Below are 25467 nucleotides of genomic sequence, written 5' to 3' on the forward strand. Positions count from 1 at the left end.
AAGATCCCAGAGTTCTGCAATTTTATCATCTTCAACTCGATAAAGATCATAGAAGGATGTATATTGACTTGTAGAATCTAAGCTTCTAACAAAGCTTGAGCTTGCGCTTGTAGACCGGCGATGGCTTCCTCTGACAATACCAACTGTCCAGTTCCCCATGCTTCTGGATTGACAGTTGTCCCTGTAAACTCACCAACGACTTGCATACGAACAAATGGTAGGAGAGCCTGATAGCTAGTGAACATTTGGTCATGTCCAGCATTGGCAACAGATGATACAGTAACAATTTTGTCCTGGAGAGCTGACGGGCCACGTGTTTCTGATAAGTCTAGGGAACGGCTGAGCCAGTCAATCAAGTTCTTCACAGTCCCAGGGATTGCAAAGTTGTAAACCGGTGAGAAAATCCAGATAGCATCTGCAGCCATAATCGCATTGCGTGCAGCTTGGACAGCTGGCAAGACTGGTGTTTCAAGATCTTGGTTCATAAGCGGGATTTCTTTATAGTTAAGATAAGATACAGTTGCTTGACCTTTTAAGATGCTTTCAGCCTGTTTAGCCATTTGGTGGTTGAATGAACCTTCACGTAGTGAACCGACGATAAATAGAATGTTTTTCATGATGTTATACCTCTAACAATTTTTTCTTCCCTGCTCTCGCAGTTTATGGTATTATTGTATCAGGTACTAAAAATATTACAAGTACGATTTTTTTGAATAGTCACTATCTTTTTGTGAAGTAATGTGTAGTATCAAGGGAAAATAAAGGAGAAATTATGGCAACTTTTACACAACATACGGTTCCGGAGTGTCCTTATGTGACCACTCAGAGTGTCTTATCTGGGAAATGGAGTATCTTATTACTACATCATATTGAAGAAGGTCCCATTCGGTTTAATGAAATGCACCGTCGATTGACAGGGATTTCCCAAGCAACCTTGACTAAGCAACTGCGTCAGCTGGAAGATGATGGTTTAATCACTCGGAAGGTTTATGCACAGGTTCCGCCAAAAGTGGAATATGAACTGAGCGAGATTGGTCAGGAATTTAAGATGGTTTTGGAGCAAATTGAAGTCTTCGGCGATAAATACATCAACTTTGTTAAATCAAAAAAATCTGAATGAGTTCGTATCTCATTCAGATTTTTGTGTTTTATAGTTCGTCATCCTTAACTGCATTTAACCAATCGGCAGCAGCCTTGGCTGTGCTTTCAAGGGCACCTTCTTTGAACGGTGATTGGAGGTTTGCAGCTTCAACCACTTGTAAGAAGGACTTGGTGCCGCCCAAATCACAGATGCGGATGTAGTCTTCCCAAGCAGTTTCATCATGGTCCACCTGCGTGCGTTTCCAGAATTGGAGGGCACAGACTTGAGCCAAGGTGTAGTCGATGTAGTAGAATGGGCTGGCAAAGATATGCCCCTGACGGTACCAGAAGATACCACGGTTGAGGGCTTCTGATTCAGAATAATCACGGTCTGGCAAGTAGAGGTCTTGGAGTTTTTTCCAAGTCGCCTTTCGTTCAGCTGGAGTCATCTCTGGGTGTTCATAGACTTCGTGCTGGAAGTGATCCACCAAGACACCGTAAGGCAAGAAGAGAAGGGCACTTGCCAAGTGAGTAAATTTATATTTATCGACTTGTTCCTTGAAGAAACGGTCCATCCAAGGCCAGGTCATAAATTCCATAGACATGGAGTGGATTTCACAGGTTTCGTAGGTTGGCCAAACAACTTCTGGACTTTGAATCCAACGGGAACGATAAACTTGGAAGGCATGACCTGCTTCGTGGGTCAAGACATCAATATCACCGCTGGTTCCGTTGAAGTTGGAGAAGATGAATGGGCTCTTGAAGTCAGGAATATAGGTACAGTAGCCACCGCTGTTTTTGCCTGGTTTTGCAACCAAGTCCAAGAGTTCATGCTCAATCATGAAGTCGAAGAACTCGCCTGTTTCTGCTGACAATTCACGGTACATGTCTTGGGCTTGGCTGACGATAAAGTCGGGGTCACCTTGTGGGACCGCATTGCCGTCTAAGAACTCAAGATTGAGGTCGTAGTGTTTCAGGCTTGGTACTTGCAAGCGTTTGGCTTGGCGTTGACGCAGATTTTGCACAATCGGTACGATATGCTTGAGAATTTCTTCACGGTACACCTTGACCATGTCACGATTGTAATCGAAACGGTTCATCTTGAGGTAGCCGTATTCTACATAGTCCTTGAAGCCGAGTTTGTGGGCGATTTCCGTGCGGACCTTTACTAATTCATCGTACACACGGTCAAAGTCGGCTTCCTTGCTTTCAAAGAAGGCAGTTGTGGCAGCAGAAGCAGCCTTGCGGACTTCACGGTCGGTTGATTGACCGAATGGCCCCATTTGTGCCAGGTTGTAGGTCTGACCTTGGAAATCAATCTCTGCACCAGCGATCAGTTTACTGTATTCATCAGATAATTCATTTTCTTTTTGCAGTAATGGAATGACGTCTGATGAGAAGGTCTTGAGCTTGTTTTCTGCCTGCATGAAGAAGGTTTGAGGCAAGATATCTGACAACTCTTCCTTGTACGGCGTCTGGACAATTACACGGTAGTAGTTGGTGGTCAATTCTTCAAAAAGTGGCGAATATTCGTTCCAAAACTTGGTTTCTTCATTGTAAAACTCATCGTTCATGTCAATAGTATGACGGATCATCCAGAGGTTGTACTGGGTATCGATCAGGTTGAGCAATTTGGTAACGGCTGTCACAAGTGTACGAGCTGTTTCCAAGTCACTTGCCTGAGTTAACTGGTCTGTCAGGTCAGTAAATTGAGCCTTGATAGCTTCATAATCGGGACGGACATAGGTATAGTCTGAAAATTTCATATCTTTCTCCTTTTTGTATTGTTACCTTCTATCTTACTCTTTTTCATAGCCTTTGGCAAATCTTGGTCAAGTTTAGTCAACGATGGTCTGCTTAAAGATGCTTTCCTTTTTCTCCTGGTCAATGGCATGGAAATAGGCGTAAAGAATGTCCAGCATAATGAGCAGAGGGATTTGGGGTGAAATGCGATTGCCATAGTTCAAATTGCGAACAGAGGCAACAGGGATAAGGGTGTCAATAGGAGTTGTATCAAATTCCCTGGTTGTCAAGAGGGCTGTCTGAATACCTCGCTCGGCTGCCAGAGTCAGGTGGTCGATGATATCCTCAGTATAGCCAGACAGGGAGAGCCCAATCACTAGGCAGTTGGGATCCAGGATATTGGTGGTCCAGATCAGGTTATTGCGGTCGGTAATGGCGTCACAGACAACTCCCAGGCGCATGAAACGGGACTTAATCTCCATGGCAACAAGACCTGAACTGCCGGTGCCGTAGAAATAAACCCGCTTGCTTTGGTCAATCAGGTGGGCGATTTCTTGCAGTTTTTCCTCGTCCACCAGCTGGCTGGTCGCAGTTAGAATTTCGTCGTAATCCACCAGGACCTTCTTGGTCAGGTTGTTTTGGACATGTTTAAATTGTTTGTCTAGCTGTTGTTGCTGGTTTTGAAAGGCAAAGACAAATTCCCGATAGCCTGAAAATCCGCATTTCTTAGCAAAGCGGGTCAGGGCAGAAGGAGAAATATGCAGTTCCTGGGTGACGATTTCCAAGCTCAAATCCATGGTCTTGGAGTCCAGGCTTGTAAAGTAGGCCGCAATTTCCCTTTCCAGCTTGGTCATCTGTTCCAGATTGCTGTCGATGATGGCAATGATATTCTGTTCAGCTTTCATAGTAGTTCCCTGTAATAATATAGTGTATTTCTATTATACCATAAAAACGATTCTTTCTAACATTTATGATATAATGTAAATAGTTAAAGGAATGTATGACCATGTATATTGAAATGATTGATGAAACAGGGCAGGTTTCTGCTCAGATGCAAGAGCAGATTACAGACTTGCTCCAATTTGCGGCGGAGAAAATCGGCAAGCAAAACAAGGAAATGGCTGTGACCTTTGTGGATAATGCGCGTGTCCATGAGGTCAACTTGGAATACCGCGGGATTGATCGCCCAACAGATGTGGTCAGCCTTGAGTATAAGCCGGAAAATGAGATTTTCTTCGATGAAGAAGACTTATTGGATGATCCTGATTTGGCTGAAATGATGGAAGACTTTGATGCTTATATCGGTGAGTTATTCATTTCCATTGAAAAGGCGCAAGAACAGGCCGCTGATTACGGCCATAGTTTTGAGCGGGAAATGGGCTTTTTGGCAGTACATGGTTTTCTGCATATCAATGGCTATGATCACTATACGCCAGAAGAAGAAGCAGAAATGTTTGGTTTGCAAGAAGAAATTTTAACAGCATATGGACTTACGAGAGAATAATTCAAAAAATCGTTGGAAAAATAGGGAGTTGATGGCCAGTTTGGACTTTGCTATGTCAGGTCTTTTAACGGCTTTCAAGGAAGAGCGCAATATGAAGAAGCATTTAGCTTCTGCTGTCCTAGTTGTGCTTGCGGGATTAATTTTTCAGGTATCTGTTACAGAATGGCTTTTCCTCTTGCTTAGTATCAGTCTGGTCATTGCTTTTGAAATCATGAATTCGGCTATTGAAAGCGTGGTGGATTTGGCCTCGGACTATCATTTTCACATTTTGGCCAAGAATGCCAAGGATATGGCGGCAGGAGCGGTCCTTTTTGTCTCAGGCTTTGCCCTTTTGACAGGATTGATTATTTTTATCCCTAAGATTTGGGATTTGATTTTTTAGGAAAATAAGGAGAATCTATGACTTTCAAGTCAGGTTTTGTGGCGATTTTGGGTCGTCCAAATGTGGGGAAATCGACTTTTCTCAACTATGTAATGGGGCAAAAAATTGCTATCATGAGCGACAAGGCTCAGACAACCCGTAACAAGATTATGGGGATTTATACAACAGACGAGGAACAAATTGTCTTTATCGACACGCCAGGTATTCACAAGCCAAAGACGGCCTTGGGAGACTTCATGGTTGAGTCTGCTTACAGCACCTTGCGTGAGGTGGATACGGTCATCTTCATGGTGCCTGCCGATGAAAAACGCGGCAAGGGTGATGATATGATTATGGAGCGTCTGCGTCAGGCCAAGGTACCGGTTATTTTGGTGGTCAACAAGATTGACAAGGTCCATCCGGACCAGCTATTGGAGCAGATTGATGATTTCCGCCAGCAGATGGATTTCAAGGAAATTGTGCCTATTTCTGCAACCCAAGGCAATAATGTCAATCGCTTGATGGAAATTCTCAAGGAAAATCTGGATGAGGGTTTCCAATATTTCCCAGCAGACCAGATTACCGATCATCCAGAGCGCTTCTTGGTGTCCGAGATGATTCGCGAGAAGGTCTTGCACCTAACTCGCGAGGAAATTCCGCATTCGGTGGCAGTGGTTATCGAGTCCATGAAACGGGATGAATTTACAGACAAGGTTCATATCCGCGCGACCATCATGGTCGAACGCGATAGCCAAAAAGGCATTATCATTGGCAAACAAGGAGCCATGCTCAAGAAAATCGGCTCCATGGCCCGACGCGATATTGAACTCATGCTGGGGGACAAGGTCTTCCTGGAAACCTGGGTCAAAGTCAAGAAAAACTGGCGTGACAAAAAACTCGATCTGGCAGACTTTGGTTATAATGAGAAAGAGTATTAAAAACGTCCGGGGGAGTGAAACAGTCTGGGAATAGACTGTTTCAGCTGGTCACCTAAAAATGCGAAAGTGACCATGTGAAAACCCGAGCCTAGAAATTGGAGAGCGAGGAAGGTTCGGGGGAGCGAAGCAGTCCAGTGGATGTTAGAAACTAGTAAGTCGCCTAGGCAATTCCGCAGAGAATTGCCGTTAGTTGAGTAGCGTTTTAATGCATTCAACTTTGGCGAATTAAACCCGAGCTTTAAAATTGTAGAGCGAGGCAGTCAGGGAGTGACCTCAATAGCCCGCTAGCCTTGAAGTAAGAAGACGGCTGTGAGCCTATGGATAGTCTCTAATATTCCGATCCCAGAAATCCGAAAGTGCCGCAATAATGCCATGTTGCTACATCTTTTAGGTAAAAACATATAAAGAAACATTTAGACACCACGTTAGTGGTGTTTTACGTCGCAAAGGAGAGAAAGTATGTCAATAAAATCTGTTACGGAAGAAATAGTTTCTGTTTGGGGTTCATTTGCAAGTTCGGTATGGCAGACAGATAAACAAGTTTTGATGGAAGAATTTGCTGAGGGTAAGTTTCCATTTGAGTTTCTTTATTATTCTTCGTCAGGTATAGCGGTTGCATGGATAAGTTTGTCACTCCGCCATGATTATGTGGAAGGCTGTCAGTTTAGTCCAGTTGCCTATGTAGAAGGAATTTTTGTTCATCCTGATTATCGTGGACAAGGGATTGCTGCCGAATTACTCGATTTTGCAGATTCGTGGGCTAAATCTCATGGAGCACGGGAACTGGCATCTGATACGGATTTTAAAAATAGCCACAGTCAGGCTTTTCATACCAAGAATGGTTTCAGAGAAGTAAGTAGAAATATACATTATGTCAGAAAGGTTGAGGTGGAATAGTATGCCCGAACTTCCAGAGGTTGAGACGGTTCGTCGTGGGCTCAATCGTCTTGTCAAAGGTAAGAAAATTGAACGTGTCCGGGTGGACTATCCTCGTATGATTGTGACTGGTGCGGACAGCTTTCGTGAGCAGTTGGTTGGTCAAACCATCATGGAGGTGGACCGTCGGGGTAAATATTTGCTCCTCTATCTGACAGATTTTGTGCTGATTTCCCATCTGCGTATGGAGGGCAAGTACAATCTCTTCCATGATGTGGTGCCTATAAACAAGCATTTCCATGCCTTTTTTACCTTCACAGACGGCTCAACCTTGGTCTATCAAGATGTCCGCAAGTTTGGGACAATGGAACTGCTGGGCAAGGCAGATGTGGATGCCTATTTTATCAGTCGAAAAATTGGTCCTGAGCCGACGGAGGAAGATTTTGTCCTAGAAGAATTTGCACTCAAGTTAGCTAAGTCGAGAAAGCCCATTAAGGCACATCTTTTGGACCAGTCTTTGGTGGCTGGTTTGGGCAATATCTATGTCGATGAGGTTTTATTCAAGGCACAAGTTCATCCTGCTCAAACAAGTAATCTGCTGTCGGCAGAGCAGGTGGCAGACCTCCGTCAAGCCACCATTGAAGTCCTGCAACTGGGTATCGAAAAAGGTGGCTCAACCATTCGGACCTATAAGAATGCCTTGGGCATGGACGGGACCATGCAGGATTATTTACAAGTTTATGGAAAGACAGGACAGGCCTGTCCCCGTTGCCAGACAGAGATTATCAAAATCCAGTTGAGCGGGCGGGGTACACATTTCTGTCCCAAGTGTCAGGTGAAAAATGGCTAAGGTAATCGGATTAACAGGCGGTATCGCGTCGGGTAAGTCAACAGTGACAGCTTTTTTACGAGAGAAGGGCTATCAGGTCATCGATGCAGACGGGGTGGTTCATGACTTGCAGAAAAAGGGCGGACGGCTCTATCAGGTCTTGCTGGAGGAGTTTGGTCCGGCAATTCTAGCAGCTGATGGTCAATTGGACCGAGTAAAATTGGGCCAGCAGGTCTTTGCGGATAGCCAGCTGCGGGCACGCTTGTCTGAACTACAGGACCAGATTATTCGGCAAGAACTGTTGGCACGACGGGATTTGCTATCACAGACAGAAGAAGTGGTTTTCATGGATATTCCCCTGCTCTACGAGTTGGATTATAGCGGGGAGGTCGATGAGGTCTGGCTGGTCTATGTCGATGAGCGCCAGCAGTTGGCACGGCTCATGGCTCGCAACGGCTATAGCCTGCAGGAGGCGGAGAATCGCTTGGCAGCGCAGCTTTCTTTAGAAAAGAAAAAAGAACGGGTAGATAAGGTGATTGATAACAGTGGGTCGCGGGAGGCGACCTTGGCGCAGGTGGCGTCTTTGGTGGAGGAGATTGGAAATGGACGAGGGTAGTAGTTGCTGGAAGCAGAATTTGAAGGTGGCCTGGATTGGGAATTTTTTGACGGGGGTTAGTTTTACCTTGGTCATGCCTTTTATCTCGGTCTTTGTGGAGGAGTTGGGAGTGACTGGCAGTCAGGTGGAGTATTTTGCTGGTCTGGCTGTGTCGACCAATGCCCTGGCGGCAGCTATTATGGCACCGATTTGGGGGAGTTTGGCGGACCGTTATGGTCGCAAGCCCATGATGGTGCGGGCGGCTTTTGCTATGATTTTCACCATGGGTGGGATGGCTTTTGTGCCAAATGTTTTTTGGATGATTGTCCTGCGTGTGTTGAATGGGATGTTTACAGGTTATATTCCCAATGCGACGGCTCTAGTGGCCAGTCAGGTGCCCAAGGACAAGACAGGCTATGCTCTGGGAACCTTGTCAACAGGGGCTGTGGCGGGTAACTTGATTGGCCCGACTCTGGGTGGTTTTTTGGCGGAAATAGTGGGGATTCACAATGTCTTTCTGCTGGTCGGTTTGCTCTATCTCTTGGTGGCGGTTTTGACAGTTTTATATATTCGTGAAGATTTCAAGCCGATGGCAAAGGGGCAGCAGATGATGATTGCAGAGCTCTTTCATCAAATCAAGGACAAGCAGATGATGGTGGGACTGTTTATCACTTCCATGATTATCATTGCGGCGGCTCAGGCTATCGTGCCGATTTTAACTCTTTATGTGCGGCATCTGGGTCAGACGGACAATCTGCTTTTTGTAGCTGGATTTATTATTTCCCTGCCGGGCATGGCCTCGCTGGTGACTTCAGGTCCTTTGGGGAAATTGGGGGACCGAATTGGCAATCACAGGTTGCTGCTCATGGCCTTGGCCTACAGTCTCTTGATCAATGTCCTCTGCGTCTTTGCCCAAAGTCCTTTCCAGCTGGGTGTACTGCGCTTTCTCTATGGTTTTGGTACGGGAGCTCTATTGCCGTCGGTCAATTCCCTCTTGACCAAGTTAACGCCCAAAGAAGGGATTTCGCGCATTTTCTCCTACAATCAGATTTTTAATAATCTAGGTTCGGTTGTGGGACCCATGATTGGGTCAACGACTGCTGCTCATCTAGGCTATGATTGGGTGTTTTATGTGTCTAGCGCTCTGGTTTTGTTTAATCTGATTTGGTCCTTGGTGAATTTTAGAAACTACTTGAAAGTAAGGGAAGTCTAGTGAGAGTAAAAATCAATTTGCAATGTTCTGAATGTGGCAGTAAGAATTATTTGACTAGCAAGAATGCCAAGACCCATCCGGATAAAATCCAGGTCTTGAAATACTGCCCCAAGGAGAGAAAAGTAACCCTCCACCTTGAAACGAAATAGATTCTGTGGTATAATAGCAGGAGTTATTTAAGAAAGTGAAAAAAGTATGTATCAAGTATTATTAACCATTCTGTTGATTTTATCTGTTATTCTTGTGGCGGTGATTTTTATTCAGCCAGCTAAAAACCAATCAAGTAATGTCTTTGATGCTTCTAGTGGTGCTCTTTTTGAGCGGACAAAGGCGCGTGGGTTTGAGGCAGTGATGCAGCGTTTTACAGCCATTCTAGTTGCCCTTTGGTTGCTCAATGCGCTGGTTCTGGTTATCATTTCAAGTAATTAATAGAATCAAATGTAGACTGGGGCAATGCTCTTGGTCTATTTTTTTGGGAGTGGGACAGAATTTGACTAATCAAAAGAAGTTCAACTGAACTCTCGCGTTTCTAGGTTCAGGCTAAAACGGTCTATTCCTAGATCGTTTTACTCACACCCTGTACAGTTGATTAGGAAATTTTGGAGAATAAAATGCGAACAAAATTTCCAATCAACCACTGCGCTGAAATGATGACGCAAATTTAGAAAAGTAGAGCTAGGGATATTCCTAGCACTTTGGTAAAGATAAATGAAAAAAGATATTTTAAACTATATTACAGAAGCAGGTCCTGTGACCATGGACCAACTAGCGGACCACTTGCAGGCTAGTTCAGCCAAGGCGTTTACTGACTTGGTCAAGCTGGTTTCCAGCATGGAAGGTAGCCGTCAGCTTGTCTTTGACAATGCGGGTCGAATTGCTCTGCCAGCTCCAAAAGTATCCAAAAACAAGGTCACTTTACAGGGGATTTTTCGTGCCCACAAGTCAGGCATTGGTTTTGTGACCATTGACGAGGAGGAAGATGACCTCTTTGTCAGCCGTGATGATGTCAACTTCGCTATTGAGGGCGACCGAGTGGAAGTGGCGATCAAGAAAGTGGCGGACAGGCTCAAGGGGACGGCTGCGGAAGCGGAAGTCATTGATATTTTGGAACATAGCCTGAAAACTGCGGTGGGCTTGATTGTTTTTGACGAAGACAAGCCAGAATATGCAGGCTACATCAAGTCTAAAAACCAGAAAATCGCTCAGAAGATTTATATCAAGAAGTCACCTCTGGTATTGACCGGAACGGAAATCCTAAAAGTTGATATCGAAGCTTATCCAAACAAGAAACGGGACCACTTTGTCGCGACCATTCGGGATGTGGTGGGGCATAAGGACGATGTGGGGATTGATGTCTTGGAAGTTTTGGAGTCGATGGACATCGTGTCGGAGTTTCCTGATGAAGTCTTGGCGGAGGCCAATCGGGTACCAGAAAGTCCGTCTGAACAGGACTTTGAAGGCCGCTTGGACCTGCGGGATGAAATCATCTTTACTATCGATGGTGCGGATGCCAAGGACTTGGACGATGCGGTACATATCAAGCAACTCAAGAATGGCAATCTGGAACTGGGTGTCCATATTGCCGATGTCAGCTACTATGTGACCGAAGGCTCTGCCTTGGACCAGGAAGCTGTCAAGCGGGGAACCTCTGTCTATGTGACCGACCGTGTGGTACCCATGTTGCCAGAACGCCTGTCAAACGGTATCTGTTCCCTTAATCCAAACGTGGATCGCCTGACCCAGTCGGCTATTATGGAAATAGACCGCAAGGGCAAGGTGGTCAAGCACTGGATTGGCCAAACGGTCATCAAAACGACCTTCCGCATGACCTATTCTGATGTCAATGACATGATTGCTGGAAATCAGGAAAAGCTTGCTACATACAAGGCAATCGTGCCAAGTGTTGAGCTCATGGTCAAACTCCATGAGACGCTAGAAGCCATGCGCTACAAACGCGGTGCCCTCAACTTTGACACGACAGAAGCCAAAATCATCGTCAACAAGGATGGTCTGCCAGTCGATATTCAACTGCGTCAGCGGGGCATTGCCGAGCGGATGATTGAGTCCTTCATGTTGGCGGCCAATGAGTGCGTTGCCGAGCATTTTGCCAAGTTGGACCTGCCTTTCATCTATCGGATCCACGAGGAGCCCAAGTCAGACAAGTTGCAGAAGTTCATCGACTATGCGACCAGCTTTGGTCTGACGGTTTACGGGACGGCCAGCTCTATCAGCCAGGACGCCCTTCAGGATCTCATGGAGCGAGTCAAGGATGAACCCTATGCGGATGTCCTCAACATGATGTTGCTCCGTTCCATGCAGCAGGCACGCTACTCGGAGCACAACCACGGCCACTACGGACTGGGTGCCGAGTTCTACACCCACTTCACCAGCCCTATCCGCCGCTATCCTGACCTGCTGGTACACCGTATGGTGCGAGACTATGGTCACAATCCTGCGGAAAAAGCAGAGCATTTTGAGCAGGTTATTCCTGAGCTTGCCAAGTCTTCGTCCAGTTTAGAACGCCGTGCCATTGAGGCAGAGCGGGAAGTCGAAGCCATGAAGAAGGCAGAGTTCATGCAAGAATTTGTCGGGCAAGAGTTTGATGGTGTCGTGGCTAGCGTGGTCAAGTTTGGTCTTTTTGTCGAGTTACCAAACACGGTTGAAGGCCTGATTCATATCACCAACCTCAACGAGTACTACCAGTTCCACGAGCGAACTCTGACCTTGCAGGGTGAGAAATCAGGTCGTGTCTTCCGTGTCGGTCAGCCAATCCGTATCAAGCTAACGCGGGCGGACAAGATGACAGGGGAAATCGATTTTGCCCACGTGCCGTCCGAGCTGGATATCGTAGAAAAAGCTTTGAAAGCTAAGCGGAGAACTGCTAGTCACTCCAACCGTGACCGTGATGATCGATCAGGGCGAGGACGGGGCAAGCACCACAAGCAAGAAGCTGCTGGTCGCGACAGCGGACGTCACAAGTCTGGGAAAGACCACAAGTCAAAAAGTGGTAAAAAAGACAAGAAAAAGAAACCATTTTACAAAGAAGTGGCTAAAAAGAACAAGAAGAAAAGGAGATAGGCATGGCCAAGGGTGAGGGCAATGTGATTGCACAGAATAAAAAAGCCCGCCACGACTATACCATTGTCGATACAGTGGAGGCGGGGATGGTCCTGACGGGGACGGAGATTAAGTCTATTCGTGCGGGGCGGATCAACCTTAAGGACGGCTTTGCCCAGATCAAGCAGGGCGAGGCTTGGTTGGTCAATGTCCATATCGCTCCCTATGATGAGGGCAATATCTGGAACCAGGAGCCAACGCGGACCCGCAAACTTCTCTTACGAAAGAAGCAAATCGAGTCCTTGGGCAATGAGGTCAAGGGAACAGGGATGACCCTGGTGCCGCTCAAAGTCTATATCAAGGATGGCTTTGCCAAGGTCCTGATAGGGCTTGCCAAAGGGAAGCACGACTACGATAAGCGGGAGTCAATTAAACGCCGTGAGCAAGACCGTGATATTAAGCGGACCATGAAGGCGATTAATGCGAGATGAGTTTGGTGTGCTAGTATCCAATCCATTGAATAATAGAGCCAGAATGAACTACTGTATTTGTTTTTTTTATATAGTAGGAAGTCTATAATTCTATTTATTTTTTAGCATTAAAAAGTATAACTTTTTAAATTTTTGCAGTTTAATTCCCAATTTTCTAATAGTCAAATAGTTATAAAATTGGTACTTTATTTCCCATTCTAGGTGACTTTTATCAGTGATGAAAATTTTTTTTAACAACAATCCTCTTTTGATTATTATATAGTTTTCTCTTTCTTCAAATTTGGCAAATTTACATTCAAGAAGGAAGGTATAAAAAATATACATAATTATTTCGGTTGCAAATGAAATGATAGAAAAATGCAATTGTACGATTGTATAGATAAAAATAAGAGGGACTAACGAGCAAACTACTTCATATACTGGGAATTTTAAAAGTTTTTTTATTGGGAGGTCTTCTATATCGAAAGTTGGCAAGATATTTAATAAATCATTAGAAAAATTATTTATAGACTGGTGGGGGAATAAAGTATTAATTTTATTTTTTGAATCAGATTTAACGTTAAAGATACCAGCATGTAAGGAACAAATCTTAAAAACTGCTTGTCCTAAAGACTGCTTTAGGACAAGATAGCTAATATCTATTTTATTTATTTCTATAAGATTTTTTTGAAATATCCCGTTTGAAATGATTAATGAATGTTCAGTATTATAAACTTTAAAATTGATATAGTCCCATATTTGTTTGGCAATACTAGTCAGTGATAGTATTATAATTAATATAAAAAAGGAGACATATAGTGGGTTAGAATAATAAAAAATAAATAAATATTTATCAAAATGGATATCTAAGTATTGAAGAATTTCAGAAATAGTCCAATAAATTGTATAAATGTAAAGATAGTTTGAGCTAATAAAAGCAGAAAGAACAATTTTATAAATTGGTAAAGGAATTACTGGGTATAAATTGTCAACATTTGGTTCATTGTTGCTGGTTTCTTCATCAGTAATTAGAAGTTTATTGGACAAATAATTTTTTTCTTCGTTATTCAAAATGGGGAGAGTAATTGATTTATTATCACCGGTATCAGGGAAAAAAATTTGAACCTGATAAATTTGAAAAAATCTAAAAAGAAGATTCTGGTGAAATTCATAACCAAGTATCTTGGAGTATCTTACTTTATATATTTTCTTGAGAAAGATTCCTTTTTTTACTATTAAATAATTTGTGGTGAACTCAAAATTAAAATAGTTCGAATAGTAGATGATTCTGTAAATCAAAAATGAAGCACTTATTATAGTTGAAAAAATAAAAAATTTAGTAGCTAGTTCGTTGTTAAAAAATAGCAAAAAGCTGTAATTAGCTATCATCGCTTTTGTGAAATCATATATGTATTTAAGTAGTAGTAATATTTTTTTCATTAAGACAGTTTTTCTATATGCTGTACAATGGCCTGTAAATCGCCATGAGCGATTCCTTTAATTTCAAATTCAGAATCTAAAGTTTTCAAAGCAATATTATAACAATCTAGTTTACTGGAGAGGAAATTTTCTTTTATTTCAAAACTGTATACTTTGGATAGGAGTACCACTTTTTCTATTTTTAATATAGTTCCGTAAGAACAGATTATTTTATTTTTTTCAACAGTAATATACCAAGTTTTATTGAGGAAAAATTCTCTTATTAGATTTATGCAAGAAATTGAGCAAATAAACACCAAAACATAATGATACCATGTGATATTCCAAAATATAGACACTGCAAGCGAGACAAAAATGGATAGCATAGTATAAAATATACTCAATAAAAATTCGTGGTACAAATAATTGTTTGAATGAGAAATGATTTTTTTCTCCATAGCCGATAATCAGTCCTTATAATATCTAAAAGTTAAAATAAAACTCCATATTTTATGGAGTTTTATTTTAATGACATTGCATGAATAAAATTAGACAATGTCGTTATTTAATTCCTAAAATCTGTTTAATTTTAGAAAGAATCCATTCAAAGTACATCCCAATATCTAGCCATTTCTGGACAGTTTTCCAGTTATTTTTAGCCCAATAGTAGGCTGCTTTTAATACTTTAAACAACCAATTTAATAATGCTTTCATAATATTTCTCCTCCTTCTGTGGGGGTTACCCACAGTTTGATTATAAAACAAAGAAAAAGATTGTCAACAAAAATCGTATCATTTATCTATTTGCTTGCCTAATGTTCGTCTTTTAGTGTTATTTGCTTCTGTTTTTTGAAAAAAGTTGAGAGTGGTTCGTTTTTTTGATAAAATGGACTGTATTACATGAAGGGAGAATAAATTTGGCCTCACTATTTTTATTTTACATGAAGCGAGACTTAAAATCCTTTAAAACAGCGATTGTCTCAGCAGTCTATTTTTTCATCACTTATCTTTTCATTAGATACGGAGATAGTGTTGGAAGAATCTTTGATAATTCCGATGGAATAGCAATTTTGAAAGTGATGTATGCCGTTTTTGCTTTTGTCGGCTTTCTATTCGGTGCATCCCTGTTCTCTAATATTATTTCTCAAGGGATATCATCAAGAGATTTTAGATTTATTTTGCCTTATCAATCTCGGCGGGCACTCTATTTTTCAAAGTTTTTAATGTCCTTTGTGTTTTTCCTTTTACAAATTTTGATTTCAACCATAGTTGTACTTGTGTTTCGAAAAGATGCAGTTTTTTCTTTCCAACAGTTTTGTAATATTAGTATTTTTTATTTTTATATGCTTTCGATTATCACATTTATTTCCACGATTAGTAAAAATGATCGAACAGCTATGCTAGTGAACATCATTATTAGTATTATTTACCCTACTATTTTTGTGTTTTCTAACTTTGTCAATCATGATTTTTTGGAACTGTTGTTATGGATCACTCCCTATCATTATATTGAAAAAACATGGGAAGTTCTATTTTTAATGCTCTTGTCAGTTGTTTTTTTAGGTATAGGGGTTTCAGTTTTTGAGAAGAAGGAGATATAAGATGATTGAAGTGAAGGACATTTCCAAATCATTTAAGGAAAACATGGTTTTGGACAGCATAACTATGACTGCATCAGATGGAGAAATCACATCTATCATTGGTAGTAATGGAGCAGGGAAGTCCACTTTAATAGCAATTATAATGGGTTATTATTTTTCAGATAGAGGAACAGTTCAGTCTGGAAATGTCTCTGTGATGCCAGATGCAAACGCTATGTTTGAGGATGTTACAGGTCTTGAATTTTTAAACTTTATATCAGACTTGAAAAACGTTCCTAGGGAAGAAGCTGTAAAATATGCTGAAATACTAGGAATCAAAGATGATTTACAAAAGAAGATTCAAGGCTATTCATTTGGAATGAGAAAGAAGATTAGCTTCATACAAGCTGCTATCGGAAATTTCCAAAACTATATTTTTGATGAGCCAACATCAGGAGTAGATGGTCCATCTGCTCAAAAGATGTTAGAGATTATTCTGACATTGAAAAAGAATGGTGCGGCAATCTTATTAACATCGCACAATTTAGAAGAATTAGAGAGAGTTTCTGATTATATTTATGTATTGGAAGATGGCAAGATTACAAGAGAAGGAACTGTTATAGACATTACTTCTAGAACGTGTTTGACAGAGAAAGATTCTTGGATAGAGTATATCCTTAGGGTTAGAAACATTGATCTTTTACAATCGAAGTTGACAGAGTATTTTCCAGAGCAAATTGATTCAGAAACTCTTTTGATTAAACTTTCAAAAGGCGACACGATTTATTCTGTTTTTCAAACATTACAAGAAGTATCAGAGTACATTGACGAGTTTTACCTCTATAGAAGGTCATTGAGAGATATTATATATGGGCAATGAGCCCAAACGTACGAAGGCGATCAATAGTCGCTAAGACTGGGAGAAATCCTGGTCTTTTTCATGGAGTAATGGGGTAGAAATGTAGAGTACATTGTGATATATTAAGTTAGAGAGCCAAAAGGAGGAAGCGATGACTACTTTTAAACAGACTTTAAAGCCGATTCGGATACAGAGATTGGTAACCTTCTTCTTTCAATTACTATCGATTCTCTTTTCCCTTAGCCAACCCATCTTGATTGGCTATTTGATTGACCAAATAAGTCAAATCAATCAAGGGGGGAGAATGGATGCCATCTATCATACAATTTTTCTACTAGTACTAGTTTCTATCTTAGATTTTCTAATCTATTATATAAAAGATTTCTTCTTTCAACAGACTCTGTCAAAAGGGATTATGCTTATGCGTTATCATGTCATGTCAGCTGCATTGGGAGAGCCTCTGTCTTCCTTCAATCATCAGGAAAATGGTGATAAACTTAATAAAATTCTGAATGATAGTGAGACTTATGCAAAATACTTGGTCTATTTGATTCCAGAGACCATTATTTTTATGACGCGCCTGCTGATCATCTATAGTATTTTCTTTGTAACTAGTTTTGAACTAACAGTCATTATCTTTGGTATTTTTGTATCTTATACTTGTATCTATTTAGCTCTCAATAAGAGTATTAAGCCCAGAATTCAGACTGAAAGCGAATCTTATTCTAAGGTAATGGAGGATACGGTCGAATTATTGCAAGGTCGAGAAACTATTAAACTCGGTCTGAAAGATACATTTTTTAAGAGACGTTTTCAAGATTCTTTAAATCGCTATCTGGTTTCAAAAACACAAGTATTGCGAGTGTCGTCCTTAGATAGTGCATTTATGAATTTCTTTTATTCCATTATTCCCATCACGATTCTAGGAGTTGGTGTCTTTCTAGTATTACAAGGGAAGTTGACTTTAGGCAGTTTATTTACCTTGCAGTCCTATACACATTGGATTTTAGATCCTGTTTTTAGCATCGCAACGCTGAATCGGTTAAAACAACAAGCTGATGTCGCGTTACCACGATTGCAGGAATTTTTTAAGCATGAGGAATCAGTAGAAAGGCCTGTATTGAAGCAGAAATTAAGCAGAATTCAGACCTTGGAACTTCAGAAGGTTTGCTTTGCTTATGAGTCCAATCAGAATATGATTCAAGAGTTAGATTTGAGGTTAGAAGTCGGTAGTCGTTTGGCAGTTGTTGGGCAGACAGGCAGTGGTAAGTCAACCTTGTCAAAATTGTTGCTAGGAATTCTTCATCCAACTAGTGGTCATATTTTAGTGAACGGACAAAATCTATTCGATTTTGAGACAGAAGATTTATTGGTTCGTATATCCTATTTACCTCAAGATGTCTTTTTATTTGCGGCTGGGGTACGCGAGAATATCCAGTTTGATCAAGGATGGGAACTCTCAGAACAGGTCATTGAAGGCTTGCATCTGGAAGATTTGTTGGGGCGAGAAGTTGACAGCAAACACTCTCTATCAGGTGGAGAAAGACAGCGTATTGGAATCGCTAGAAGTTTAAATCAATCAGTTGATGTACTGATTTACGATGAACCGACCTCAGCCTTGGACCAAGCAACTGAAGACTCGGTCGTTGCCACGATTGCATCCTACCTAGATGAAAACCCTGCTATTTTTATTGCTATTACACATCGAAAGAAAATTTTAGAGATTTGTAATCAGCAATTAGAGTTGACTGGTGGGGGGAGTTGGCAGTTGAGTAGTATATAAAATAAGAACCTCCAGGAGTACTAGGATTTCTGGAGGTTTCTTTTTGTATTTTACTTAATTAAAATCAGAATTCACCTACCTCCAAAGGTTCCCCGAAACTTTGGAGATAGGCGAACGTCTTTGTTTCTCCAAGAGCAGATAGAACTCTGTTCTTTTTATATTTCAAGGGAGCAGGCTGAAAACCTCCACAGGAGCTTTTCAGTCATCAAATCAAGTCAACAATGTTTGACTTTGATTTTCGAAGAATATTAATCCACTGTCACCATAGACTTAATAGTTTTACGATTTGCCATATCCTTGTAGGCTTGGCTTTTCAATTTCTGCAACAGTCATCTTATCGGCTTTTTCATAAATAGCTGTTTTCATATTTACTATACACCTACATTTATTAGTAAGTAACCTTTCTAGTTTTCTATATAATACACCTTGGAGTTCACTCCAAGTTAAGAAAAAAACGGATTGAAGGGGAGATTTCTTTGTGATAAACTAGGTGTATTAGAAAGAGGGAGAAGTCATGACAGTTTTAGTTCCTTATAAACGCATGCCCATTTGGAATCAGGAGACCGTTCCTCAGCACTTTTTACAGCGACACAATACCAAGGTCGGAACTTGGGGGAAGATTAAGGTCTTGAAAGGTCAACTGAGATTTGAACTGATGGATGAAAGTGATTTAAGTATTGCGACTTTCGTCTATGGTCCGACAGATGATGTTCCTTTTGTAGAGCCACAGGTGTGGCATAAGGTGGCCTTGTTGACAGAGGATACGGAGTTTTTCTTGGAATTTTTCTGTCAGCCGGAGGATTATTTTGCAAAAAAATATGACTACACGCGGACGCATTCGGAGGTCTTGGAGGCCTTGAAAATCATCGAGCCATGTAAAGTCTTGGACTTGGGCTGTGGTCATGGCAGGAACAGTCTCTACTTGGCCCAGCAAGGTTTTGAGGTGACGGCAGTTGATAAGCAGGTACTGAGCATTCAGACGCTCTTGCAGGTCAAGGAAGCAGAGGATTTAGACTTGCAAGCTGGGATTTACGATATCAACTCAGCTAGTTTGGAGCAGGACTACGACTGGATTATCTCAACTGTGGTCTTCATGTTCTTGGAGCGGGATCGAGTGCCAGCCATTATCTGCAATATGCAGGAGCAGACACGGGCGGGTGGCTATAACTTGATTGTGGCGGCTATGGATACGGAAGATGCGCCCTGTCCTATGAATTTCTCCTTTACCTTTGGTTCAGGTGAATTGAAGGAATACTACCGTGACTGGGACTTGGTTAAGTACAATGAAGACTTTGGTCAACTTCATAAGCGTGATGAAAATGGTAATTTCCTCAAGATGCGCTTTGCGACCATGTTGGCAAGAAAAAAGTTGTGATATCATATTTTGATTAGAACCAAGTTTACCAGAGAAAAGGCAGCACCATTTTTCAAACTATGCTATAATAGAAGGGATAAAAAGGAGAATCTATGTTTTACGCTTATTTACGAACATTACTATCATTTTTACTCTGGGCTGTCAATGGCAATATTCACTACCATGACAAGGAAAATATCCTGCCCAAGGAAGAGAATTATATTCTGATTGCTCCTCACAAGACCTTCTGGGACCCTGTTTTCATGGGCTATGCGGCGGCACCAAAGCAATTTATCTTTATGGCCAAAAAGGAACTCTTCAAGGACCGTGGCTTTGGTTGGTGGATTCGCAAGTGTGGTGCCTTTCCTATTGACCGTGAAAATCCTGGTATGGCAGCCATCAAGTATCCAGTTAACATGTTGAAAAAAAGCGACCGTTCGCTGGTCATGTTTCCGTCTGGTAGCCGACATTCATCTGAGCTCAAAGGTGGTGTGGCTGTGATTGCCAAGTCTGCCAAGGTCAAGCTCATGCCTGCTACCTATGTCGGTCCTCTGACCCTCAAGGGCTTGTTGGCTGGTGAGCGGATTGATGTGGCTTTTGGCAATCCAATTGATATTTTAGACATCAAGCGCATGGACGATGCAGGAACAGCTGAGGTAACAGGCCGTATCGAAAAGGAATTCAAGCGTCTGGACGACTACGCTGGCTCCTTCCAAACCAAGAAAAAACCAAATGTCTTGACCTATATCTACCGTATTCCGATACTTTTGCTGGTGGCCTTGATTTTGGGACTGACCTATATATTTAGCTACCTGGCTAGTTTCGTCTGGAATCCATCGGTTGAATTGGACAAGAAATAAGGAGATAAAAAACTCGCAAATTTTGTGAGTTTTTTTCTGTTCTTTTACGCACTTACTAGTTGGAGGTAGTAAAATGAACAATATCCATTCTTATATCGAAATATTGAAAAACTATAAGTGGCAGATTGGTCTGCCGGCTGCGGCAGGGGTCATTTTGACCAGCTTTCTGCTCTTTAGCCAACCCGCCAAATCCGTTGATCAAACAGGTCTAGCTGACTTAACCAGGACAGAGCAGACAAGCTCTGCATCGTCTGAGGACCAAACGAAAACAGCATCTAGCTCGACTGAAGTGAGCAGCCAGTTGGTGGTCGATGTCAAGGGAGCGGTGAAAAAGCCGGGGCTCTATACCCTTGAAAATGGCAGCCGGGTCAACGATGCCCTGCTGGCTGCGGGTGGATTTTCCCAGGAGGCAGATCAGAAGTCAGTCAATCTGGCTCAGAAGCTGAGCGACGAAGCGGTGGTCTATGTGGCTAGTCAAGGTGAAAATATCTCGGTGGTGGCAAGCAGCAATCCCAGCTCTGCTATGTCCCAAAACCAAGACGACAAGCAAGGTCTAGTTAATCTCAATACGGCGACCGAGGCGGAGCTGCAGACTATTTCAGGCGTCGGGGCCAAACGGGCGGCGGACATTATCGCCTATCGGGAGGCCAATGGTGGCTTCAAGAGCGTCGACGACCTCAATAATGTGTCGGGTATCGGCGACAAGACCCTGGAGAACATCCGGCCTTATGTCACGGTTTAAGCTCCCCTGCCAGCCTATCCACCTGGCCTTTTTAGTCATCTCCCTATATTTTGTGGTTCATCGCTTTTCGCTTTTGGCAATAGGCCTGCTCAGTTTTCTCTTGGTGGTCTTCTGCTTGCAGCAGGGGCAGAAGGCTTTAGTCAGACTGCTGGCGCTTTTAGGCCTATGTGGTCTCTTCTTCGGATTTCAGTTGTATCAATGGACCAGGGCAGACCAGTCAGCCCCTGAGCAAGTGACGACCCTACTGGTCATTCCAGATACCATTGACATCAATGGAGACAGCCTGTCCTTTCGCGGTCGGGCTGACGGGCGAGTTTACCAAGCCTTCTACAAATTGACCAGCCAAGAGGAGCAGGAGGCTTTTCAAAATCTGTCGGACCTGGTTGACCTGACGGTAGAGACTGAGGTGAGCCGGCCAGCCGGTCAGCGTAATTTCAATGGTTTTGATTATGCTGCCTATTTGCGGACCCAGGGCATTTATCGGACGGTCAAGGTTGTGGCTATTTATAAGGTTGACAAGGTTGTGAGCTGGCATCCTCTGGACTGGCTATCTAGCCTGCGAAGAAAGGCTCTGGTCTATGTGAAAACCAATTTCCCTGCTCCCATGAGCCATTATATGACGGGGCTTTTGTTTGGGGAGTTGGATAGCGATTTTGACCAGATGAGTGAGCTCTATTCCAGTCTGGGCATTATCCACCTCTTTGCCCTGTCTGGTATGCAGGTTGGCTTTTTTGTGGACAAGTTTCGTTGGATTCTCCTACGGCTGGGTCTGACCAAGGAGACGGTGGACAAGGTTCAAATTCCCTTTTCACTTGTTTATGCTGGTCTGACAGGCTGGTCGTTTTCTGTCGTCCGGTCTTTAGTACAGAAAATTCTGGGCAATCTGGGGTTGCGGAAGTTGGATAACTTTGCGGTGACGGTCTTTGTCTGCCTGCTCATTATGCCACGCTTTTTGCTGACAGCAGGCGGTGTCCTGACCTTTACCTACGCTTTCTTGCTGACAGTTTTTGACTTCGAGGACTTGGGCTGGTTTAAGAAAATTGTGGTGGAAAGTTTGGCTATTTCGGCTGGGATTTTACCTATTCTAATCGGCTATTTTTATTCTTTCCAGCCCCTGTCCATTCTGCTGACCTTTACTTTTTCCTTTGTATTCGATGTCTTGCTCCTACCAGGTCTGTCCTTGATTTTCCTGCTGTCACCCTTGGTCAAAATTACTTGGGTCAATGGATTTTTTGTACTCTTGGAGAAAATCATTGTCTGGGTGGCGGATTTGGGGTTGCGTCCGTGGATTTTTGGCAAGCCATCACCTCTGGTCTTGCTGGTTTTGCTGGTCGGTCTTTTCTTGCTCTATGATTTTCACAGGCGGAAAAAATGGCTGATTGGTCTCAGCATGGTCCTCGCTCTGCTATTTTTCATGACAAAACATCCCCTGGAAAACGAGGTGACCATGGTGGACGTGGGGCAGGGAGATAGCCTTTTCCTGCGGGATTGGCGGGGGCGGACGGTGCTCATTGATGTGGGTGGGCGCGTGGATTTTGCAGCCAAGGAGGCCTGGCAGGAGCGGTCGCGCAAGGCCAATGCAGAGCAGACCTTGATTCCTTACCTTCATAGTCGAGGTGTGGGCAGGATTGACAGTTTGGTCTTGACCCATACCGATGCAGACCATGTGGGCGACCTCTTGGCTGTAGCCAAGGCTGTGGAGATTGGAACTATCTATGTGTCGCCGGGAAGTGTGACCGATGCGGACTTTGTGGAGAAGTTGAGAGCGGTCAATGCGCCTGTCAGAGTGGTGCAGGTTGGAGATAGATTGCCGATTTTTGATTCTCATCTGGAGGTGCTTTATCCCAAGCTCGTAGGTGACGGTGGCAATGATGATTCTATCGTGCTTTACGGCAGGCTCTTGCAGGCCAATTTCCTCTTTACGGGGGATTTGGAGCAGAGTGAGCTGGAGCTGGTGGAGACCTATCCCACTCTGCCGGTCGATGTCTTAAAAGCGGGGCATCATGGGTCCAAAGGCTCCTCCTATCCTGAATTTTTGGACCACATCAAGGCCAAGATTGCCCTGGTATCTGCTGGGGAAAATAACCGCTACAAGCACCCTCATCAAGAAACCTTGGAGCGATTTGCACATGAAAAAATGCATGTTTATCGGACGGACCAGCAGGGAGCAGTACGGTTTAGGGGCTGGCAGCAGTGGCGGATTGAAACGGTGAAATAAGATGGGCTAAGCAGACCAAGATGTTTCAGTTTTGTCGTGAATATGAAGCGATTTCATGATATACTAATGATAGACAGATTTCGTTTATCCTAAGGAGTAGTATGTATGAAACGGCGTATTTTTCGGCTCATCCTTGGCATTCTGACGGCGATTTTCTTTTTCGGCAATGGGCCTGTGACCCTGGCCAATCAAGTGGACTACCAGGGCTTGCAATTACTGCCTTTTACAGGTCAGAAGCAGTTGGTTCTTGGAAAATTTGACCATCTCAGGCGTGCGACATTTGCTCATATTCAATTGCAGGATAAGGATGAACCCAAGAAGCAGCGGGAGCCTCGGATAAAATACAATCCTGTAGGCTGGCACAATTACAAACTGACCTATAACAAGGATGGGAAGAAGGCCTATCTCTTCAATCGTGGCCACCTAATCGGCTACCAGTTCAGCGGCTTGACCGACCAGGGTGAAAATTTGGTTCCTCTGACTGCCTGGACCAATAGTGGTCATTACAAAGGGACCAAGGACACCAATATTGAAGGCATGCTTTTTTATGAAAATCGTCTGGATTCTTGGCTGGCAACCCATCCTAACTATTGGTTGGATTATCGGGTAACTCCGATTTATAGAGGCGATGAATTGCTGCCACGCCAGATTGAGCTCCAATACGTAGGCATAGATCAGGCTGGGAATCTACTGGAGATTCGGCTGGGTAGTGAAAAAGAGATTGTCGATACCTATGGTATTACGCGGGTCGTTTTGGAGAATTATTCTGAGAATGCGGAGATTGACTACTTGACGGGGACAGCCAAGCCTAGTCTGGTACCAACTGAAACGGCAAGTAGCTCGACGACAGCATTTGCATCCAGCCAGCAAGCGACTAATCCAAGTACGGAAGCAAGTCAGGAATTGGCTCCGGTCGTCTATATTGCCCGTAATGGAAAGGCGGATGTTTATTGGTATTCCAAGGATAATATGCCTAAGAATACCAACTGGTCAAAAGTGATTAGCATGTCGGAGCAAGAAGCTAAGGACCTTGGCAAGCGACATACGAGTAAGGAAGAATGATAACGAATGACAGCAGGCTTGTTGATGATGAGCCTGCTTTTTGTTTGCTCAAACCTAGCAAAATTCAATCTAACCATTCTGAAAGAGAGGGAGACCTCTAGAGAAAATCTTTGGAAATCTCTAGAGGCGAATAGACATACTAGCTAGGTTTTAACAAAAAACAACCTTATATATGTTTTTGTTGATTGAGAAAACGAACTGATATTCACTCTTTTTGAATTTGACTGAGTATCAAAAGCTAACTGTGAGTGTCGTATTATTTTTATGTATTAGTTGGCCTACTAGTTGCTATAAAAAACTCTAAGTTGCATTTAGAGCATGACAGCTTGAAATTGAAAACTCTCTATAATAAGATAAGAATTGTAGGTAGACTGTCCCACTTGTCTAACCTGACGGTCCAGGAATTGACCGAATTCTTATAAGGAGGAATCTTATGTCCCAATACGATATGATCAATCAGTGGTTTGAGGCTCAAAAGAAAATGGCTGAGCAGTGGCAAAGTCTGATACCAAAACAGGCTGAAGATGGCCCAAAAGGTATGGCAGATATTTTGACCGCCCAGCAGCAATTCTTCACTGACTATCTCAAATCTTTGAATCCGACCAATGGATTTACCATGCCCTTCCAAACTGGGATGACCAATCCTGCCCTGGATTCTTGGAACAAACTTCAGTCTAGCTGGACAGAACAGATGCAAAAGGCCTATCAAGAAGGACCTCTGGGCAACTACATTTCCCAATTTCCAGATATGAATACCTATTTGGAATTTTACCGCAACCAGTTCAATCCATCCCGTCTCTATGATGCCCTTGATTCGGATTCTTATGCAACCTTGGTCAAGATGATGGTAACCGCCCAATAACAAGGTATCTATCTACTCACTCCCTCCTCCAGTATACTGTTAGAAAAACAAAACTGGAGGAT

At 42.9% G+C, this 25467-nt stretch carries 27 protein-coding genes; 21 read left to right on the forward strand and 6 right to left on the reverse strand.

Annotated features, from left to right (window positions below; genetic code table 11):
- Positions 1–77: 77 nt before the first annotated feature.
- A complete protein-coding gene (locus tag ACHBID_RS03420) occupies positions 78–617 on the reverse strand; it encodes an NADPH-dependent FMN reductase (RefSeq protein ID WP_394731498.1) in 540 nt (179 codons plus the stop codon).
- Between the two features lie 155 nt (positions 618–772).
- Here ACHBID_RS03420 and ACHBID_RS03425 point away from each other — a divergent pair, with 155 nt between their 5' ends.
- Complete coding sequence (locus tag ACHBID_RS03425) at positions 773–1120, forward strand: helix-turn-helix domain-containing protein (protein WP_105110649.1); 348 nt, start codon at positions 773–775, stop codon at positions 1118–1120.
- Positions 1121–1148: 28 nt separating this feature from the next.
- On the opposite strand, the gene ACHBID_RS03430 is transcribed toward ACHBID_RS03425, so the two are convergent.
- Entirely contained in the window at positions 1149–2846 is a 1698-nt protein-coding gene (locus ACHBID_RS03430; RefSeq protein WP_105161150.1) for a M3 family oligoendopeptidase, read from the reverse strand.
- A 72-nt stretch (positions 2847–2918) separates the two neighbouring features.
- Positions 2919–3728: a MurR/RpiR family transcriptional regulator gene (locus tag ACHBID_RS03435; protein ID WP_105161151.1), complete on the reverse strand. Its 810-nt coding sequence runs from the start codon at positions 3726–3728 to the stop codon at positions 2919–2921.
- A 101-nt stretch (positions 3729–3829) separates the two neighbouring features.
- On the opposite strand from ACHBID_RS03435, the gene ybeY reads away from it, so the two are divergent.
- The 11 genes from ybeY (at position 3830) to smpB (ending at position 12687) form a co-directional block, all read left to right on the forward strand.
- Positions 3830–4327 (forward strand): rRNA maturation RNase YbeY, encoded by a 498-nt coding sequence (gene ybeY / locus ACHBID_RS03440; protein ID WP_394731530.1) that lies wholly within the window; start codon positions 3830–3832, stop codon positions 4325–4327.
- Entirely contained in the window at positions 4308–4709 is a 402-nt protein-coding gene (locus ACHBID_RS03445) for a diacylglycerol kinase family protein (RefSeq protein ID WP_394731497.1), read from the forward strand. Before ybeY ends, ACHBID_RS03445 begins: the two co-directional genes overlap by 20 nt.
- A gap of 17 nt (positions 4710–4726) precedes the next feature.
- Positions 4727–5626, forward strand: coding sequence for a GTPase Era (gene era / locus ACHBID_RS03450; RefSeq protein ID WP_105110653.1), 900 nt, complete (start codon positions 4727–4729; stop codon positions 5624–5626).
- 459 nt (positions 5627–6085) lie between these two features.
- Positions 6086–6523, forward strand: coding sequence for a GNAT family N-acetyltransferase (locus ACHBID_RS03455; RefSeq protein ID WP_105110654.1), 438 nt, complete (start codon positions 6086–6088; stop codon positions 6521–6523).
- Between the two features lies 1 nt (position 6524).
- Positions 6525–7352, forward strand: a complete 828-nt coding sequence (gene mutM / locus ACHBID_RS03460; RefSeq protein ID WP_105110655.1) for a DNA-formamidopyrimidine glycosylase — start codon at positions 6525–6527, stop codon at positions 7350–7352.
- A complete protein-coding gene (coaE, locus tag ACHBID_RS03465; protein WP_105110656.1) occupies positions 7345–7947 on the forward strand; it encodes a dephospho-CoA kinase in 603 nt (200 codons plus the stop codon). The genes mutM and coaE overlap by 8 nt, the downstream gene beginning before the upstream one ends.
- On the forward strand, positions 7934–9139 hold the full coding sequence (locus ACHBID_RS03470) for a multidrug efflux MFS transporter (protein WP_394731496.1): 1206 nt from the start codon (positions 7934–7936) through the stop codon (positions 9137–9139). The genes coaE and ACHBID_RS03470 overlap by 14 nt, the downstream gene beginning before the upstream one ends.
- Positions 9139–9288: a 50S ribosomal protein L33 gene (rpmG, locus tag ACHBID_RS03475; RefSeq protein ID WP_105122613.1), complete on the forward strand. Its 150-nt coding sequence runs from the start codon at positions 9139–9141 to the stop codon at positions 9286–9288. The genes ACHBID_RS03470 and rpmG overlap by 1 nt, the downstream gene beginning before the upstream one ends.
- A 46-nt stretch (positions 9289–9334) precedes the next feature.
- Entirely contained in the window at positions 9335–9568 is a 234-nt protein-coding gene (gene secG / locus ACHBID_RS03480; protein WP_105110659.1) for a preprotein translocase subunit SecG, read from the forward strand.
- Between the two features lie 279 nt (positions 9569–9847).
- A complete protein-coding gene (gene rnr / locus ACHBID_RS03485) occupies positions 9848–12217 on the forward strand; it encodes a ribonuclease R (RefSeq protein WP_394731495.1) in 2370 nt (789 codons plus the stop codon).
- Between the two features lie 2 nt (positions 12218–12219).
- Positions 12220–12687, forward strand: a complete 468-nt coding sequence (smpB, locus tag ACHBID_RS03490) for an SsrA-binding protein SmpB (protein WP_014637647.1) — start codon at positions 12220–12222, stop codon at positions 12685–12687.
- A 90-nt stretch (positions 12688–12777) separates the two neighbouring features.
- On the opposite strand, the gene ACHBID_RS03495 is transcribed toward smpB, so the two are convergent.
- The 3 genes from ACHBID_RS03495 to ACHBID_RS03505 form a co-directional block, all read right to left on the reverse strand.
- Positions 12778–14106, reverse strand: a complete 1329-nt coding sequence (locus tag ACHBID_RS03495; protein WP_043026189.1) for a PH domain-containing protein — start codon at positions 14104–14106, stop codon at positions 12778–12780.
- Positions 14106–14471: a hypothetical protein gene (locus ACHBID_RS03500; RefSeq protein ID WP_153045617.1), complete on the reverse strand. Its 366-nt coding sequence runs from the start codon at positions 14469–14471 to the stop codon at positions 14106–14108. Before ACHBID_RS03500 ends, ACHBID_RS03495 begins: the two co-directional genes overlap by 1 nt.
- 175 nt (positions 14472–14646) lie before the next feature.
- Positions 14647–14799 (reverse strand): aureocin A53 family class IId bacteriocin, encoded by a 153-nt coding sequence (locus ACHBID_RS03505; RefSeq protein ID WP_014637649.1) that lies wholly within the window; start codon positions 14797–14799, stop codon positions 14647–14649.
- Positions 14800–15002: 203 nt separating this feature from the next.
- On the opposite strand from ACHBID_RS03505, the gene ACHBID_RS03510 reads away from it, so the two are divergent.
- The 9 genes from ACHBID_RS03510 (at position 15003) to ACHBID_RS03550 (ending at position 25405) form a co-directional block, all read left to right on the forward strand.
- Positions 15003–15686 (forward strand): hypothetical protein, encoded by a 684-nt coding sequence (locus tag ACHBID_RS03510; protein ID WP_253221738.1) that lies wholly within the window; start codon positions 15003–15005, stop codon positions 15684–15686.
- A gap of 1 nt (position 15687) precedes the next feature.
- Positions 15688–16545, forward strand: coding sequence for an ABC transporter ATP-binding protein (locus ACHBID_RS03515; protein ID WP_014637651.1), 858 nt, complete (start codon positions 15688–15690; stop codon positions 16543–16545).
- Between the two features lie 130 nt (positions 16546–16675).
- A complete protein-coding gene (locus ACHBID_RS03520; protein ID WP_394731494.1) occupies positions 16676–18307 on the forward strand; it encodes an ABC transporter ATP-binding protein in 1632 nt (543 codons plus the stop codon).
- Positions 18308–18821: 514 nt separating this feature from the next.
- On the forward strand, positions 18822–19682 hold the full coding sequence (tehB, locus tag ACHBID_RS03525; protein ID WP_394731493.1) for an SAM-dependent methyltransferase TehB: 861 nt from the start codon (positions 18822–18824) through the stop codon (positions 19680–19682).
- 92 nt (positions 19683–19774) lie between these two features.
- On the forward strand, positions 19775–20521 hold the full coding sequence (locus ACHBID_RS03530; protein ID WP_172067372.1) for a 1-acyl-sn-glycerol-3-phosphate acyltransferase: 747 nt from the start codon (positions 19775–19777) through the stop codon (positions 20519–20521).
- A 73-nt stretch (positions 20522–20594) separates the two neighbouring features.
- Positions 20595–21263 (forward strand): helix-hairpin-helix domain-containing protein, encoded by a 669-nt coding sequence (locus ACHBID_RS03535; RefSeq protein ID WP_394731492.1) that lies wholly within the window; start codon positions 20595–20597, stop codon positions 21261–21263.
- On the forward strand, positions 21250–23481 hold the full coding sequence (locus ACHBID_RS03540) for a DNA internalization-related competence protein ComEC/Rec2 (RefSeq protein ID WP_394731491.1): 2232 nt from the start codon (positions 21250–21252) through the stop codon (positions 23479–23481). Before ACHBID_RS03535 ends, ACHBID_RS03540 begins: the two co-directional genes overlap by 14 nt.
- Before the next feature lie 105 nt (positions 23482–23586).
- Positions 23587–24543 (forward strand): DNA/RNA non-specific endonuclease, encoded by a 957-nt coding sequence (locus tag ACHBID_RS03545; RefSeq protein ID WP_394731490.1) that lies wholly within the window; start codon positions 23587–23589, stop codon positions 24541–24543.
- Positions 24544–24976: 433 nt separating this feature from the next.
- Complete coding sequence (locus ACHBID_RS03550; RefSeq protein WP_394734387.1) at positions 24977–25405, forward strand: hypothetical protein; 429 nt, start codon at positions 24977–24979, stop codon at positions 25403–25405.
- Positions 25406–25467 lie beyond the last annotated feature (62 nt).

It is taken from the genome of Streptococcus sp. A25 (genome assembly GCF_043674095.1).
Classification (GTDB): Bacteria; Bacillota; Bacilli; order Lactobacillales; family Streptococcaceae; genus Streptococcus; species Streptococcus suis_V.

Coding starts and splice junctions, on each gene's coding strand:
- ACHBID_RS03420 (WP_394731498.1), bottom strand. CDS start 617: ATGAAAAACATTCTATTTATCGTCGGTTCACTACGTGAAGGTTCATTC.
- ACHBID_RS03425 (WP_105110649.1), top strand. CDS start 773: ATGGCAACTTTTACACAACATACGGTTCCGGAGTGTCCTTATGTGACC.
- ACHBID_RS03430 (WP_105161150.1), bottom strand. CDS start 2,846: ATGAAATTTTCAGACTATACCTATGTCCGTCCCGATTATGAAGCTATC.
- ACHBID_RS03435 (WP_105161151.1), bottom strand. CDS start 3,728: ATGAAAGCTGAACAGAATATCATTGCCATCATCGACAGCAATCTGGAA.
- ybeY (WP_394731530.1), top strand. CDS start 3,830: ATGTATATTGAAATGATTGATGAAACAGGGCAGGTTTCTGCTCAGATG.
- ACHBID_RS03445 (WP_394731497.1), top strand. CDS start 4,308: ATGGACTTACGAGAGAATAATTCAAAAAATCGTTGGAAAAATAGGGAG.
- era (WP_105110653.1), top strand. CDS start 4,727: ATGACTTTCAAGTCAGGTTTTGTGGCGATTTTGGGTCGTCCAAATGTG.
- ACHBID_RS03455 (WP_105110654.1), top strand. CDS start 6,086: ATGTCAATAAAATCTGTTACGGAAGAAATAGTTTCTGTTTGGGGTTCA.
- mutM (WP_105110655.1), top strand. CDS start 6,525: ATGCCCGAACTTCCAGAGGTTGAGACGGTTCGTCGTGGGCTCAATCGT.
- coaE (WP_105110656.1), top strand. CDS start 7,345: ATGGCTAAGGTAATCGGATTAACAGGCGGTATCGCGTCGGGTAAGTCA.
- ACHBID_RS03470 (WP_394731496.1), top strand. CDS start 7,934: ATGGACGAGGGTAGTAGTTGCTGGAAGCAGAATTTGAAGGTGGCCTGG.
- secG (WP_105110659.1), top strand. CDS start 9,335: ATGTATCAAGTATTATTAACCATTCTGTTGATTTTATCTGTTATTCTT.
- rnr (WP_394731495.1), top strand. CDS start 9,848: ATGAAAAAAGATATTTTAAACTATATTACAGAAGCAGGTCCTGTGACC.
- smpB (WP_014637647.1), top strand. CDS start 12,220: ATGGCCAAGGGTGAGGGCAATGTGATTGCACAGAATAAAAAAGCCCGC.
- ACHBID_RS03495 (WP_043026189.1), bottom strand. CDS start 14,106: ATGAAAAAAATATTACTACTACTTAAATACATATATGATTTCACAAAA.
- ACHBID_RS03500 (WP_153045617.1), bottom strand. CDS start 14,471: ATGCTATCCATTTTTGTCTCGCTTGCAGTGTCTATATTTTGGAATATC.
- ACHBID_RS03505 (WP_014637649.1), bottom strand. CDS start 14,799: ATGAAAGCATTATTAAATTGGTTGTTTAAAGTATTAAAAGCAGCCTAC.
- ACHBID_RS03515 (WP_014637651.1), top strand. CDS start 15,688: ATGATTGAAGTGAAGGACATTTCCAAATCATTTAAGGAAAACATGGTT.
- ACHBID_RS03520 (WP_394731494.1), top strand. CDS start 16,676: ATGACTACTTTTAAACAGACTTTAAAGCCGATTCGGATACAGAGATTG.
- tehB (WP_394731493.1), top strand. CDS start 18,822: ATGACAGTTTTAGTTCCTTATAAACGCATGCCCATTTGGAATCAGGAG.
- ACHBID_RS03530 (WP_172067372.1), top strand. CDS start 19,775: ATGTTTTACGCTTATTTACGAACATTACTATCATTTTTACTCTGGGCT.
- ACHBID_RS03535 (WP_394731492.1), top strand. CDS start 20,595: ATGAACAATATCCATTCTTATATCGAAATATTGAAAAACTATAAGTGG.
- ACHBID_RS03540 (WP_394731491.1), top strand. CDS start 21,250: ATGTCACGGTTTAAGCTCCCCTGCCAGCCTATCCACCTGGCCTTTTTA.
- ACHBID_RS03545 (WP_394731490.1), top strand. CDS start 23,587: ATGAAACGGCGTATTTTTCGGCTCATCCTTGGCATTCTGACGGCGATT.
- ACHBID_RS03550 (WP_394734387.1), top strand. CDS start 24,977: ATGTCCCAATACGATATGATCAATCAGTGGTTTGAGGCTCAAAAGAAA.